General features: G+C 43.6%; 10 protein-coding genes and 5 tRNA genes. 10 read left to right on the forward strand and 5 right to left on the reverse strand.

The annotated features are described in order from the left end of the window. Positions 1–3 precede the first annotated feature (3 nt). Positions 4–1,428, reverse strand: coding sequence for a DEAD/DEAH box helicase (locus ACMXYV_RS07750; protein ID WP_415891207.1), 1,425 nt, complete (start codon positions 1,426–1,428; stop codon positions 4–6). Positions 1,429–1,785: 357 nt separating this feature from the next. Between ACMXYV_RS07750 and ACMXYV_RS07755 the strand changes: the two genes are divergently transcribed. The 3 genes from ACMXYV_RS07755 to ACMXYV_RS07765 all read left to right on the forward strand — a co-directional run bounded on the left by ACMXYV_RS07755 (position 1,786) and on the right by ACMXYV_RS07765 (position 4,903). Beyond that, positions 1,786–2,184 carry a DUF2750 domain-containing protein gene (locus ACMXYV_RS07755; RefSeq protein ID WP_415891208.1) on the forward strand — a complete coding sequence of 133 codons (399 nt, stop codon included), beginning with the start codon at positions 1,786–1,788 and terminating at the stop codon, positions 2,182–2,184. 149 nt (positions 2,185–2,333) lie between these two features. Next, positions 2,334–4,568 (forward strand): YgiQ family radical SAM protein, encoded by a 2,235-nt coding sequence (locus ACMXYV_RS07760; protein ID WP_415891209.1) that lies wholly within the window; start codon positions 2,334–2,336, stop codon positions 4,566–4,568. 152 nt (positions 4,569–4,720) lie between these two features. Beyond that, on the forward strand, positions 4,721–4,903 hold the full coding sequence (locus ACMXYV_RS07765) for a hypothetical protein (RefSeq protein WP_415884395.1): 183 nt from the start codon (positions 4,721–4,723) through the stop codon (positions 4,901–4,903). Between the two features lie 42 nt (positions 4,904–4,945). On the opposite strand, the gene ACMXYV_RS07770 is transcribed toward ACMXYV_RS07765, so the two are convergent. From ACMXYV_RS07770 to ACMXYV_RS07780, 3 genes are all read right to left on the reverse strand, one after another. Next, the gene (locus ACMXYV_RS07770) at positions 4,946–5,569 is read right to left on the reverse strand and encodes a DUF5610 domain-containing protein (RefSeq protein ID WP_415891210.1); all 624 of its coding nucleotides are present in this window, start codon (positions 5,567–5,569) and stop codon (positions 4,946–4,948) included. Positions 5,570–5,714: 145 nt separating this feature from the next. Then, complete coding sequence (locus ACMXYV_RS07775; RefSeq protein WP_415891211.1) at positions 5,715–7,043, reverse strand: ATP-binding protein; 1,329 nt, start codon at positions 7,041–7,043, stop codon at positions 5,715–5,717. Between the two features lie 90 nt (positions 7,044–7,133). Further along, a complete protein-coding gene (locus ACMXYV_RS07780; RefSeq protein WP_415891212.1) occupies positions 7,134–8,465 on the reverse strand; it encodes a diguanylate cyclase domain-containing protein in 1,332 nt (443 codons plus the stop codon). Between the two features lie 148 nt (positions 8,466–8,613). Between ACMXYV_RS07780 and ACMXYV_RS07785 the strand changes: the two genes are divergently transcribed. Together ACMXYV_RS07785 and cysS are read left to right on the forward strand one after the other, a co-directional pair. After that, on the forward strand, positions 8,614–9,528 hold the full coding sequence (locus tag ACMXYV_RS07785) for a hypothetical protein (RefSeq protein WP_415891213.1): 915 nt from the start codon (positions 8,614–8,616) through the stop codon (positions 9,526–9,528). Positions 9,529–9,595: 67 nt separating this feature from the next. After that, positions 9,596–10,981: a cysteine--tRNA ligase gene (cysS, locus tag ACMXYV_RS07790; RefSeq protein WP_415891214.1), complete on the forward strand. Its 1,386-nt coding sequence runs from the start codon at positions 9,596–9,598 to the stop codon at positions 10,979–10,981. Positions 10,982–11,042: 61 nt separating this feature from the next. Here cysS and folD read toward each other — a convergent pair whose 3' ends face one another. Beyond that, positions 11,043–11,897, reverse strand: a complete 855-nt coding sequence (folD, locus tag ACMXYV_RS07795; RefSeq protein ID WP_415891215.1) for a bifunctional methylenetetrahydrofolate dehydrogenase/methenyltetrahydrofolate cyclohydrolase FolD — start codon at positions 11,895–11,897, stop codon at positions 11,043–11,045. Between the two features lie 394 nt (positions 11,898–12,291). Here folD and ACMXYV_RS07800 point away from each other — a divergent pair. From ACMXYV_RS07800 to ACMXYV_RS07820, 5 genes are all read left to right on the forward strand, one after another. Next, positions 12,292–12,368: transfer RNA gene (locus ACMXYV_RS07800), tRNA-Arg, on the forward strand. A gap of 23 nt (positions 12,369–12,391) precedes the next feature. Next, positions 12,392–12,467: transfer RNA gene (locus ACMXYV_RS07805), tRNA-His, on the forward strand. Positions 12,468–12,487: 20 nt separating this feature from the next. Continuing rightward, a tRNA-Leu gene (locus ACMXYV_RS07810) sits at positions 12,488–12,572 on the forward strand. 27 nt (positions 12,573–12,599) lie between these two features. After that, a tRNA-His gene (locus ACMXYV_RS07815) sits at positions 12,600–12,675 on the forward strand. A gap of 19 nt (positions 12,676–12,694) precedes the next feature. Further along, positions 12,695–12,779, forward strand: a tRNA-Leu gene (locus tag ACMXYV_RS07820). Positions 12,780–12,825: the final 46 nt, after the last annotated feature.

Consider the following 12,825-nt stretch of genomic DNA (forward strand, 5'->3'; position numbering starts at 1 on the left):
TTGTTAAGTTCGGTTACCCCAAGGGTTTGACGCTGAACGTTTGGGTCTGCGGTTTTTGTTGCTACCTTCAGCCTGTGAATTTGGCTTCTGCCCTTTAGGTTTCGAGCTATTCCCTTTACGCTTACCTGAATCTTCAGTTGCTTTGTGTGATTTGTTTTTGCCTTGAGGCTTGTGCCCGCGGGAATTCTCCCCTGAACGTTGGCCATCACGATGGCCTTTAGCTTGCTTGGGCTTGTTACTGTTATTTGATTTCTTGCGAGCCGGTTTTTTGCTTAAGTCTGAGGCTGGTAGAGCGTGCACAGGTTCGAAACCTTCGATGATCTCTCTGTCTAATACTTTGCCGATTAAACGCTCTATCGCGTGTAACTGATCAAATTCATCAGCACTTACCAATGAAACGGCTTGACCTGTTGCACCTGCTCGACCTGTTCGTCCAATACGATGAACATAATCTTCAGGCACATTAGGTAGGTCAAAATTCACTACTTGAGGTAATTGGTCAATATCAATTCCGCGTGCAGCGATATCTGTTGCAACGAGCACTCTTACAGAACCGCTTTTGAACTCAGCTAATGCCTTGGTGCGTGCGCCTTGGCTTTTATTACCGTGAATGGCTGCAGCACTGATTTTGGCAGATTCTAACTGACGAACTAAGCGGTTAGCACCATGCTTAGTTCTGGAAAATACAAGCACTTGATGCCAGTCATTGTCTTTGATTAATTGGCTCAAAATTTGTGATTTCTGCTTTTTATCTACTGGGCAAATCCACTGTTTAACCGTTGAAGCTGTGGAGTTGGCCGGGGTGACAGAAATCTCTACAGGATTAGATACAAAGGCTTGGGCTAATTTTCTAATTTGCGGTGAAAAGGTCGCTGAAAATAGCAAGTTTTGGCGTTGAGAAGGCAAAAACTTCAGGATTTTCTTAATGTCATGAATAAAGCCCATATCCAACATGCGATCAGCTTCATCTAGGACAAGAACTTCTAGTTGAGCAAATTTAACAGCACCTTGATTGTGCAGATCAATCAATCGACCGGGCGTCGCTACCAAAACATCGACACCGCCTCTTAATTTGGCTATTTGTGGATTTATTTTAACGCCGCCAAAAACTACGGTTGAACGTATGGCTAAATTCTTTGAGTAGCTTTCTACGCTATCGTTTACTTGAGCTGCAAGTTCTCTGGTTGGGGTAAGAATTAACGCCCTAACATGCCCGCGTTTAGCAGGAGTGCCGTGGCTTAATCTCTCTAAAATCGGGAGAGTAAAGCCTGCGGTTTTCCCCGTACCTGTTTGTGCGGCAGCCATAAGGTCGTGACCTTCGATGACCGCCGGGATTGCCTGCTCCTGAATAGGGGAAGGTGTTGAATAGCCTTTGGCATCAATCGCATCAAGAATAGGGCTAGATAAGCCAAGCTCTGTAAAGTTCATAAGTTATCTCTTAAGGAAAGCGTTCTTCGCGTGAAAACGTTCAGGTCGATTTTTTAAGAGCGACTTTTAACACGCAGTCATAGTGTTTGATTGGAGCTATGGGCGTCACACTGAACGTTGCGAGGCCTTAGGAGATAGGGGAGAACCGTACTACATTCCTGCTCTACAGGTAGCTCGTAGTACTCTTAAAAATGTAGTTTGTTTAAGACAATACGATACTAGGTAATCAATGCGCGCATACTAACATCTATACAGATAGATAGCAGCTTAATCCGAGCTATAAAAGGCGTCCGGGTAAGGTATAATCACGCACTTATTATTTGATTGCGCCAAGAGCGCTATTTAATTGAGGTTTCTATGTCAAATGAGTCTGGCAATCCATCACTAGAGCAGTTACAAAAATACAATGAAGAGCAGCTTTATAGTTTCTTTATTGCGGAATCTGTAACTAATGAGCAGATTTGGATTTTGACAGATGAATACGGTTGCGTGATGTTAAACACAGACGATGAAGACTGTGTACCGGTTTGGCCGTCAGAGGAGTTGGCCCAAGCTTGGGCAACTGAAGAGTGGAGTGAGTGTAAACCAGAAGCAATCAGTCTCTCAGTATGGCATAAGCGTTGGACGCCCGGTCTAGAAGAAGATGGCTTCGCAGTCGTGATTTGTCCCTTCGAAAGCCAAGATGGCATAGTTACTTATGCTGAAGAGTTAGAAAAGGCCTTACAGAAAAAGGCAGCTAAATTAGCGCGTAAATAACCTATTTAGTTCAATCTGTATAAGGCTGTAGTTTCTACCTATAGCCTTCCTTTCGTTGAATATTTTCCATATTAAGAATTTTTCACTGGGCGTATACCTACCTTTCTGGGAAAATAGTCTCTAATTTCATATTCAAGTAGCCTCATTTTATGCCTCGTTCCGCTCCTGACCTGTTTTCATACCCTAAATATTGGGCTGAATGTTATGCGCCAGCACCCTTTCTGCCGACTTCAAGAGAAGAGATGGATGCATTAGGGTGGGATAGCTGTGATGTTATTATCGTCACTGGTGATGCTTATGTAGATCATCCGAGTTTTGGTATGGCCGTCATGGGGCGTGTGCTTGAAGCTCAAGGTTTTAGGGTAGGCATTATCAGTCAGCCTGATTGGACCAGTGCTGATGCCTTCAAGGAGTTAGGCCAACCAAATCTCTATTTTGGTATCACTGCAGGCAACATGGACTCTTTGATCAACCGTTATACCGCTGATAAGCGGACGCGTCATGATGATGCTTATACGGCTGGTGGCATGGGTGGTAAAAGGCCTGATCGTGCAGTGATTGTCTATAGCCAACGCTGTAAAGAAGCTTATCGTGAGACCCCTGTAGTACTCGGGGGTATTGAGGCAAGCCTTCGTCGAATTGCCCAATATGATTACTGGAGTGATAAAGTTCGTCGTTCGGTTTTGCTGGATGCGACAGCGGATATCTTACTTTACGGTAATGCTGAGAGAGCCATTGTTGAGCTTACTCATCGTTTAGCTAATGGCGAGACCATTGAAGAAATTCAAGATCTTCGCGGGACTGCGATCCTAAAAACGGCGTTACCTGCCGATTATATTGAGGTTGATTCAACACGTATTGATTGGCCTGGTTATATTGATCAGCTACCAAACCCATATGAATATACAGATGCGGCGACCTGCGATAAAAAAGACGCGTCTAAGGCCGATGAACCTCAGCCTCTGAGAGTCATACCTGCGCCGCTAAAAGGTAAAGAGAAGCTACCGGACGAAACTTATATTCGATTACCGTCTTTCGAGAAAGTATCTAAGGATCCGGCGTTATATGCTCATGCATCGCGTGTTCTGCACCAAGAAGCGAACCCGCACAATGCTCGCGCTTTGGTGCAAAAGCATGGCCATCGAGAGTTATGGGTTAATCCACCGCCAATCCCTTTAGAAACGGCGGAAATGGATAAAGTGTTTGACTTACCTTATCAGCGTATCCCGCATCCTCGTTACGGTGACCACAAGATTCCTGCATTCGATATGATCAAGTTTTCGATTAATATCATGCGAGGCTGTTTTGGCGGCTGTACGTTCTGTTCTATTACTGAGCACGAAGGGCGTATTATTCAGAGCCGATCCCATGAATCGGTTATCAATGAGATCGAAGATATCAAAGAGAAAGTACCCGGCTTCACTGGTGCTATCTCAGATTTAGGTGGTCCAACATCAAACATGTACCACCTGAATTGTAATGATCCAGACATTCAGGCTTCTTGTCGTAAGCTTTCGTGTGTATATCCAACCATCTGTAAAAACCTCAATACTGATCATAGCCCTACGACTGAGTTATACCGTAAGGCACGAAAAGTTGAAGGTGTGCATACGGTCTCGATCTCTTCTGGTTTGCGTTACGATCTCGCCGTAGAAGACCCTGAATACGTGAAAGAACTTGTGACCTATCACGTAGGTGGTTACCTCAAAATTGCGCCTGAGCACAGTGAGGATGGCACGCTATCTAAAATGATGAAGCCAGGCATGGGAACTTACGATGCATTTAAAAAGATGTTCGATCGTTTCTCCCGTGAGGCTGGTAAAAAACAATACCTAATCCCTTACTTCATAGCGGCACATCCGGGCTGTGAAGATGAGGATATGGTTAATCTTGCTCGTTGGTTGAAGAAGAATGAGTTCAAAGTAGATCAGGTACAAACCTTCTACCCATCACCAATGTCCTTGGCTACGGCGATGTATCATTCGGATAAAAACCCACTGAAAAAAGTGACGTATAAGAGCGAAAAACTCTATACGCCTAAGAATACTGAGCAGCGTAAAGTTCAGAAAGCATTGCTTAGATACCATGATCCTGAAAACTGGCCGCTATTACGTCAGGTGCTGCCGAAAATGGGTCACAGTGACCTAATTGGTGAGCGTGAAGCGTGTTTGATCCCTGAAGAAGAGAAGAGTCAAAGTTCAAATCGCAGAGGTGCAAATAAAAAGTCTGTAGTGAAATCAAAAGCTGCGGGTAAGCATAAGAATGCGAGTAGTAAACGACAAGATTCAAAAGCAGGTAAATCCTTTATTAAACCAGCTAAGAAGCGAGTAGGGGGTAAGCCGGGTGGTAAGAAGCCAAGAATGAAGAGTGTGAAGCCTCGTTAATTGTTAAGTTGCCTTCTAAGCGCACTAATAGTAGTTTTTAATGTCAAAATTGTGCTGTTGTATAGCAGGAGCATTGCTAGAATAGCAGTAAGGTTTAGCTGAAATTTCAGGCTAAGTTACCTAAATGTAGAACGTCTTGAGGAGGGTTGGTCATGACTACCGATAAAATACACCCTAAATTTACCGAAGCGATGGAAAAGCTCACTCAGATGAGTGAGGAAGAGAGACTGTCTGAGGAGAATAAAGAGCTTTTTGAACAAGCGATGAATTATGCACCTTTAGATATCCAGCCAAAATTAGCCGCTATTCGTAAAAAATATGACGAACTGCATTAATTAGATAGAACGCTCAAAAAAATGTCGCTTAGGCGGCATTTTTTATGTCAGTAATTTATCTAGCAGCTCATCGTCGATAAACTCATCTGCTGCTTGGAGGTTGGAGGTGAAATCTTCATCTTCAGTTGCATCAAAGAAGAAAGCGAAACCAAAACTATGGATAAAGGTTTCAATTCCTTCTATGCAATACTCTCGGTATAGGTCTACCTGTTCATTCAATTCGTCACTGTCTGTATGTGCCATCTCTTCTAGTTGCTCTGTTGCCGTTAAAACCCCTCGATTTAACGACTCATTGATCAAGTTAATAAAACGATCTAGTGATTGTTCTTCACTTAAATCAGGTAGCGAGTTTCGGAAAATAGGGAATTGCTGAGTTATATATTCAAGCGTAGCTGTGGCAATTTCTTGAGGGCCAACGTTATCCGAAGGGGCTGGGTTTGATCCCAAAAATGCATTGCCTGTTTCATTATGCAGCTCTTGGCCTAATAGCATAATGACTTCTTCATAAACTTGAGCCAAAGGAGTGCATAGAGCCCGGTCGGCTATATTTGTACTGTAATTAGAATGTATATCCGGATAAGGGCTAAAGCTGGTTTGGTGTACCTTTGTATTGATGTCTTGCAGTTGAGGTTCATTCTGCGGCGGTTTGTTTTTTGTCGATGTCACGTGCATATGCTACCCGTCCGTTTTATTAATTTCTCCTTACCTATAAGTATTGGACATCGGGAATAAACGTGACTGATTTATATTCAATTTAAACGGTCGTTTTGAAAAAAGTTTTCAGCATGAAAGTTATTGGATTTGCTGAAGGCTAAATGTAATAAGTGTCATCTTCTACAGTGAGCGCGTATGGAGAGGTGCTGGGTAATATGATGTGTAATTCAATTCCGCCGTCATTAGGGGATTGAAGCTCTAAACTGCCGCCTAGTACGCCGGTAACTAAGTTAAAGATAATGTAAAGGCCTAAGCCGTTGCCGCCTTGCCCAAATTTAGTTGTGAAGAAAGGGTCAAAGACTTTAGAGAAATTTTTAGTTGGGATACCACAGCCATTATCCGTAAAGATAACCTTGATCATTTTTTCGCAGACCTGTGCGCAAATTTTAATTTTACCTGATCGCTGTTCTCCAAATGCGTGCATTCTGGTGTTGTTGATGAGATTGTCAAAAATCTGTTGAATAGGTGCAGCGAAGCTATTCATAGTAATATCATGGGGAATAAGGTTTTCTACCAGAATATTAGATCTGGCTAACCCTTGGGTTTGTCGGTTTAAGACCTCTTCGACCAGCGCTCTTAAGTCCAGCATACTCCTTTCATATTCGTTATCGCTTGCAGATATTTGCTGGCAACTCAAAATCAGTTCGGCTGTTTTTGCGGTGCTTTTTTCTATTAAATCTGTAGATTCGAGTACGTTATTTAAAAAATTCTCTAAGGCAGATTTAGTCATCCCGCCAGCATTTAGCTGATCTTGGATTCTGGCAGCGTCGGCTTTTAATGCGGTGCTTATAGTGCGGATGTTACCTATGGGTGTGTTTAGCTCATGAGAGATGCCTGCAACCAGCTTACCTAAAGAGGCAAGCTTTTGTGTATTCGCCAGTTTTAGCATGGTGGCTTTGAGTTCTTCATTAGCTTCTTCGAGTTTTTGTGAGTGATCACAGAGGGATTCGTTTAGCTGTTTAACTTCGGCTTCAGCTTCCATTCGTTGAGTGATATCTATGAGCGATTCGATAGCGCCAACGACGTTGCCATCTTCATCGTAGAGACGTTTGGCTGTGAAATAGAGCCATCTATCCGTATGGCTGCCTAGATTAGGAAAAAAACTTTCGACTTCGTATGCATCTTCTATGAAGGGAGATTTACGATGCAGGCCGGGATAAAACAACTCTAGTTGCTCTTTATCATCATCTAGTACGATGTCAGCCAAAATTGGGCGAGGTTCTGGGTAAAAGGTTTTCCATTGATCCTTTGTGCCTAGTACGTCTTTTGCTGAGATGCCAAATACTTTTTCGCAGGCTTTATTCCATATCAGAACCCTATGATCGATATCGATCACAATAATAGGCTGAGGGTAAGTATGTACAATTTCCTCAAGTAGCTTTTGCTCATGTGCGCTACAAGGAGGGCTGGGCTCAGGGCGTAGCATACTTAGATTCCAAAATGTCGGTCATAGTTTAGTTGTAGACCTGATCTGGAATCTTTTCAAAATAACTTCGGGATTTAATCGGGAGGAAAGTTACTTATAGAGGTAGTAACCGTTACCGCCTAGGAACTTAGCGGCATACATAGCTTTGTCTGCATTTCCTATTAGTTTGCTACCGTCGTTACCATGGTCAGGAAAGACAGCAATGCCAGCGCTGGCGCCGATGGTTACTTCAATATCGTCGATCAGCATAGGCTGTCTTAAAGATGCAATAATCTTTTGTGACACCAGAACAGCACTTTCAACAGAGGCAGTATCTTCTAATAGGACTGCAAACTCATCACCACCCTGACGAGAAACGGTATCTACTTTGCGTACCGCAGTATTAAGGCGTTGGGAGGCGAGGGTCAGTACCTTGTCCCCGAATGGGTGACCATATTTATCGTTAAGTGGCTTAAATTCGTTAAGATCGAGATAGATAACAGCACACAGGGTTCTGTTTCTTTGTGCGTGCTGAACAGCACAGGTTACTCTATCCAAAAATAGGGCGCGGTTTGCTAGGCCAGTAAGAGGATCGTGAAAAGCTAAAAATTCTAGCTTTTCTTGAGCTTGTTTCTGTTCAGTATTATCTAAGAATTGGCCAATGTAGTGGGTTCTTTGGCCTTCTTGATTGAGTACAACGGAGATTTTAATTTTCTCACTAAAAAGCTGGCCGTCTTTTTTTCGGCTCCAAGTTTCACCTTCCCAATAGCCTTTGTATTGCAAATTACTATTGATGCTGTCCATAAACTCGGGCGCTAACCACGTTGCATTGATTGCGCTGGCAGGTTGGTCAATAACTTCTTGTTCGTTAAAACCAGTCAGCCTCACAAAAGCCGGGTTAACTAGGGTGATATTGAAATCGATATCTGCAATGACAACGGCTTCATTACTCTGCTGAATCGCACTTTCAGCTAGTTTGCAGATAGAAAGTTGGTCAGTAGTAGGCTGAACGGATCGTTTCATTAATCCAATAATGCCGCTGACCTTACCGTATTTGTCTTTGAGTGGTGCTTTGCTTAACCAGTAACTGTGCTGGCAATCGGAATTAAGGCGAAGTCCTTCTAATTCGACATGTGTTTGTGATAAAAACACTTGAGCATCAGAATCAACCAGTTGAGCATGAAGGTGTTTAGGGAAAAGTTGTCGATCTGTTTTGCCTTTAATGCATTTTGCAGGCATATCGAGTAACTCTGCATAGGCATCATTTACATAGAGATACTCAGCTCGACGATTTTTGATCCAAGCAGGCTGAGGAAGTGCAGAAAGGATTGAAAGCTGTTGCGACGCAATTTGGCTTCCCTCAGCCACGGGATTACTCATAGGAGCATTAGGTGGTGTTAAGGAAGGGCCAAGGTCCTGCTGGCCAAATTGATCGTTATCCATTACTGGTACATCCTGTTTTATTTTTCTACTTATTGGCGAATCCTTACAGTTTTTATACCAAAGGTCTAGTCATATACAGTGCGACTATATTTTTCTGTAGTAATGGCGTGCTTATTGTGGGTTATCTAAAGAGGTCTAGGTTAATTAAATGAAGTTATCAGTAGTGATTTTTCTATCGTTCTTCCTGTGGGGGTGTAGCCAGCAGCAAGTGTTAGAAAAAGCGTCTATTTCCAAAGCAAAAGGTTGGGATGGTGTTATCGAAAATTACTCTGTCTGGCCTGATCGTGTGCAAGAAACATCAGGGCTCGCTTCTCGGGGTGGATTGTTGTGGACGATTAACGATAGTGGTGATGGGCCTTATCTCTATGCTCTGGATGCGAAGAACAACATAGTCAAAGTAATCAAAGTGGGAAATGCAAAAAATATCGATTGGGAAGAGCTTGCTCAAGATGAGTCCTTTCTCTACATAGCGGATTGCGGTAATAATCGCGGCAGGCGTGTTGAACTGCAGATTTATAAAGTAGCTTGGGAGGATCTCAGGTCTACAAGAGCGGGAGGTATTGTCTCTCCTGAAGTGTTGAAATTCAGCTATGCTGATCGGCCAACAAAAGTAGCATCGAAAAGTCACAACTTAGATTGTGAAGCGCTAACAGTGGTCAACGATGAACTGTGGCTTTTCACTAAGAATAGGGAAAACGAACAAACCCATCTTTATAAACTTAATAAAAGTACAGCGGAGCAATCTGTAACGTTAACAGAGCGCTTTGATGTCAAAGGCTTGGTGACGGCTGCAGATTATGATCCGATTACTAAAAGATTGGTTTTATTGGGCTATGCCAAGCAGAAGATTTTTGGGCATTCTTTTCTGTGGGTTGTGCCTGTAACTGATACTCCGAATTGGGAAGAAGCGCGCCGGACATATATTCAGCCTTATGCTCAATGGGAAGCTTTGGTTTGGGACCGAGAGCAGAGTGGGCGTTTAGTGCTGAGTACCGAAAAAAGTCTTTTATTGGATGTGGGTGTGGGTGAGTTAAATTTAACTGTACCTACTGAGTTTCCTTAGCCGCAGAGTGCTAATTCATTTATACTAGCGGCCCTTTTTATTTTTCGAAATTATAAAGTTACGAGTTATGCTTCAAATATATAACACACTGACCAAAGAAAAAGCTCCGTTTAAGCCACTAGAAGAAGGCAAAATCAAAATGTACGTTTGCGGAGTGACCGTTTATGACTTTTGTCATATTGGTCATGCACGTGTGATGGTGGCATTTGATGTTATTACTCGTTTCCTACGCTCGCAGGGTTGGGATGTGGACTATGTTCGTAACATCACAGACGTAGATGACAAGATCATCAAGCGCGCAGCTGAAAATGAGGAAGCACCTGATCAGTTAACTGAGCGTATGATTGCAGCAATGCATGAGGATGAGGCGAAACTCGCTGTTCTTCGCCCTACGCAAGAGCCAAGAGCGACTGCGCATATCGGAGACATCATTTCTCTGGTTGAGACGCTGGTAGAGAAAGGTTTTGCTTACCCAGCATCCAATGGTGATGTTTACTTCCGCGTTGAGCGTTTTGAAGAGTACGGCAGACTGACCAACAAAAATGTTGATGAGCTTCGTTCCGGTGCCCGTGTTGAAGTAGACGAAGCTAAAGAAAGTCCACTGGATTTCGTATTGTGGAAATCTGCGAAAGAGGGCGAGGTAAGCTGGGATTCTCCATGGGGCTTAGGACGTCCAGGTTGGCATATTGAATGTTCAGCAATGTCTAAATGCTGCTTGGGTCCAACATTTGATATTCATGGCGGTGGTCCAGATCTACCATTCCCACACCATGAAAACGAGATTGCACAATCTGAAGCTGCAAACGGATGTACTTATGTAAATACTTGGATGCACGCTGGCCCTGTGCGTGTGAACTCTGAGAAGATGTCTAAATCTTTAGGTAACTTCTTCACGATTCGTGATGTGTTAGAAAAGTACAATGCAGAAGTCGTTCGCTTTTTCTTGGCGCGTGTTCATTACCGTACTTATATCGATTACAGCGAAGATAGCTTAAAAGAAGCGCGTGTAATGTTAGAGCGTTTCTATCAAGCACTTCGTGGTGTTGAGATCTCTGATGAAGCGCCGGTAAATGATTTTGATGCACGTTTTGTTGAAGCAATGAATGATGATTTCAACACGCCAAAAGCAATCTCTGTTCTGTTTGAACTTGTTAATGAATTGAACAAAGCTACACGTGACAATTCACCAGAGGCGGGCAAACTCGCAGGCCAATTAGTGCGTCTAGGTTCTATTCTTGGGTTGTTGCAGCAAGATGCTGATGCCTTCTTGAAAGGTGAAGACAAAGAGGGTGAACTAAACTCGGATGATATCGAAGCATTGATTGTTCAGCGTGCGGAAGCTAAGAAAGCGAAAAACTTTGCTGAATCTGATCGTATCCGTGATGAGTTAGCTGAGCAGGGCGTCATTTTGAAGGATAGCCGTGAAGGTACGACTTGGTTCAGGGAATCCTGAGTCGTTAAGTAGCGGAAATAAAAAAGGCAGCCTAGGCTGCCTTTTTTATTAAGTAACAAAACTAAGCGTCTTGCTTGTTTGCTGCTTCTAGTGTGTTTTCCATAAGCGTGGCAACGGTCATTGGGCCTACTCCACCTGGAACAGGGGTAATAAAACCCGCTTTATCTGCTGCAGCTTCATAACCCACATCGCCGACTAGGCGACCATCTTCAAGGCGGTTGATACCTACATCAATTACCGTAGCGCCTTCTTTGATCCACTCACCCTTAACAAGACCAGGAATGCCTACGCCTACGACTACAAGATCTGCGCGGCGAACGTGCGCTTCAAGATCTTTAGTGAAGCGGTGAGTTGTTGTTACAGTGCAACCCGCTAATAGAAGTTCTAGAGTCATGGGGCGGCCAACAATGTTGGATGCGCCAACTACGACTGCTTCCATGCCATGTAGATCTTGACCTGTAGATTCAAGCAGAGTCATAACGCCTTTTGGAGTACAAGGGCGAAGAACAGGCATGCGCTGAGCTAGACGACCTAAATTGAAAGCGTGGAATCCATCAACATCCTTTTCTGGGCGGATGCGTTCAAGGATCTCATTGCCATCTAGATGTTCTGGTAGAGGAAGCTGTACCAAAATACCGTTAACTGAATCATCTTGGTTTAGTTCATCAACAAGATTCAGTAATTCCTCTTGAGTCGTTTCTGCAGGCAGGTCAAAAGAGCGGGATTCAAATCCTACATCCTGACAAGCGTTCTTCTTATTACGAACATAAACCTGAGAAGCTGGATCCATGCCTACAAGTAGTACTGCTAGGCAAGGAGCTTTTTTACCGTCGTTGATACGCTGCTGAACACCTTCAGCAACCTGACGGCGAACATCTGCGGCAATTTGCTTGCCATCAATAATCTGTGCGCTCATTTAAAGGGAGGGTCCTTTATTAAGTTTTATCTGGGGTGAATTCTCTCATGGTTGTGTATTTCGTCCAAGCGCCTTTTGTTATTTAGCTATATAAGTAGGTGCAAGTATGTAAAGTGCTAGAAAACGAGTAGGGTATTTAGATAGTTAAGGTAAAAGTTATGGTCAAAGCCTCAATGGATCAATTAAATAGCTGAAAATAGGATAACTGCTTGATAAATAGTCAATTATTGGTTGTTAGATGATCAATCTAAAACTTTTAAAATAAAAGATAAAAAAAGTGTTGACGGAAAATTTTAGGGTGTATATTATGCGCACCTCCTTAAGACGAGGAGGCCAAAACAAAGCGCTAGACGCTGGTTTAGGTCTAAGTCTAGAGGTCTGACAAATGAGTCGGGCGCCTATAGCTCAACTGGATAGAGCAACGCCCTTCTAAGGCGTAGGTTCCAGGTTCGAGTCCTGGTGGGCGTACCATTTGTTGGAGTGAGATTTTTGTGGTGGGTATAGCTCAGTTGGTAGAGCTCCGGATTGTGATTCCGGCGGTCGTGGGTTCGAGCCCCATTATCCACCCCATTAAATCTCTTGTGTAGTCTGCGGACGTGGTGGAATTGGTAGACACGCCAGATTTAGGTTCTGGTGCCGCGAGGTGTGAGAGTTCGAGTCTCTCCGTCCGCACCATGTACTACACAGAAAACGATCGTTATGGTGGGTATAGCTCAGTTGGTAGAGCTCCGGATTGTGATTCCGGCGGTCGTGGGTTCGAGCCCCATTATCCACCCCATTGACGATACACATAGATTGCGGACGTGGTGGAATTGGTAGACACGCCAGATTTAGGTTCTGGTGCCGCGAGGTGTGAGAGTTCGAGTCTCTCCGTCCGCACCATTTACAACGAAGCGTTGTTTTGGTGTAATCAGTTTCAAGCTATGTG

Source organism: Neptuniibacter sp. SY11_33 (assembly GCF_047778025.1).
GTDB lineage: Bacteria > Pseudomonadota > Gammaproteobacteria > Pseudomonadales > Balneatricaceae > Neptuniibacter.

What these genes read in the sequence shown, in the direction of transcription:
- cysS (WP_415891214.1), top strand. Translation starts at nt 9,596, where the DNA reads ATGCTTCAAATATATAACACACTGACCAAAGAAAAAGCTCCGTTTAAG.
- folD (WP_415891215.1), bottom strand. Translation starts at nt 11,897, where the DNA reads ATGAGCGCACAGATTATTGATGGCAAGCAAATTGCCGCAGATGTTCGC.
- ACMXYV_RS07765 (WP_415884395.1), top strand. Translation starts at nt 4,721, where the DNA reads ATGACTACCGATAAAATACACCCTAAATTTACCGAAGCGATGGAAAAG.
- ACMXYV_RS07760 (WP_415891209.1), top strand. Translation starts at nt 2,334, where the DNA reads ATGCCTCGTTCCGCTCCTGACCTGTTTTCATACCCTAAATATTGGGCT.
- ACMXYV_RS07755 (WP_415891208.1), top strand. Translation starts at nt 1,786, where the DNA reads ATGTCAAATGAGTCTGGCAATCCATCACTAGAGCAGTTACAAAAATAC.
- ACMXYV_RS07750 (WP_415891207.1), bottom strand. Translation starts at nt 1,428, where the DNA reads ATGAACTTTACAGAGCTTGGCTTATCTAGCCCTATTCTTGATGCGATT.
- ACMXYV_RS07780 (WP_415891212.1), bottom strand. Translation starts at nt 8,465, where the DNA reads ATGGATAACGATCAATTTGGCCAGCAGGACCTTGGCCCTTCCTTAACA.
- ACMXYV_RS07775 (WP_415891211.1), bottom strand. Translation starts at nt 7,043, where the DNA reads ATGCTACGCCCTGAGCCCAGCCCTCCTTGTAGCGCACATGAGCAAAAG.
- ACMXYV_RS07785 (WP_415891213.1), top strand. Translation starts at nt 8,614, where the DNA reads ATGAAGTTATCAGTAGTGATTTTTCTATCGTTCTTCCTGTGGGGGTGT.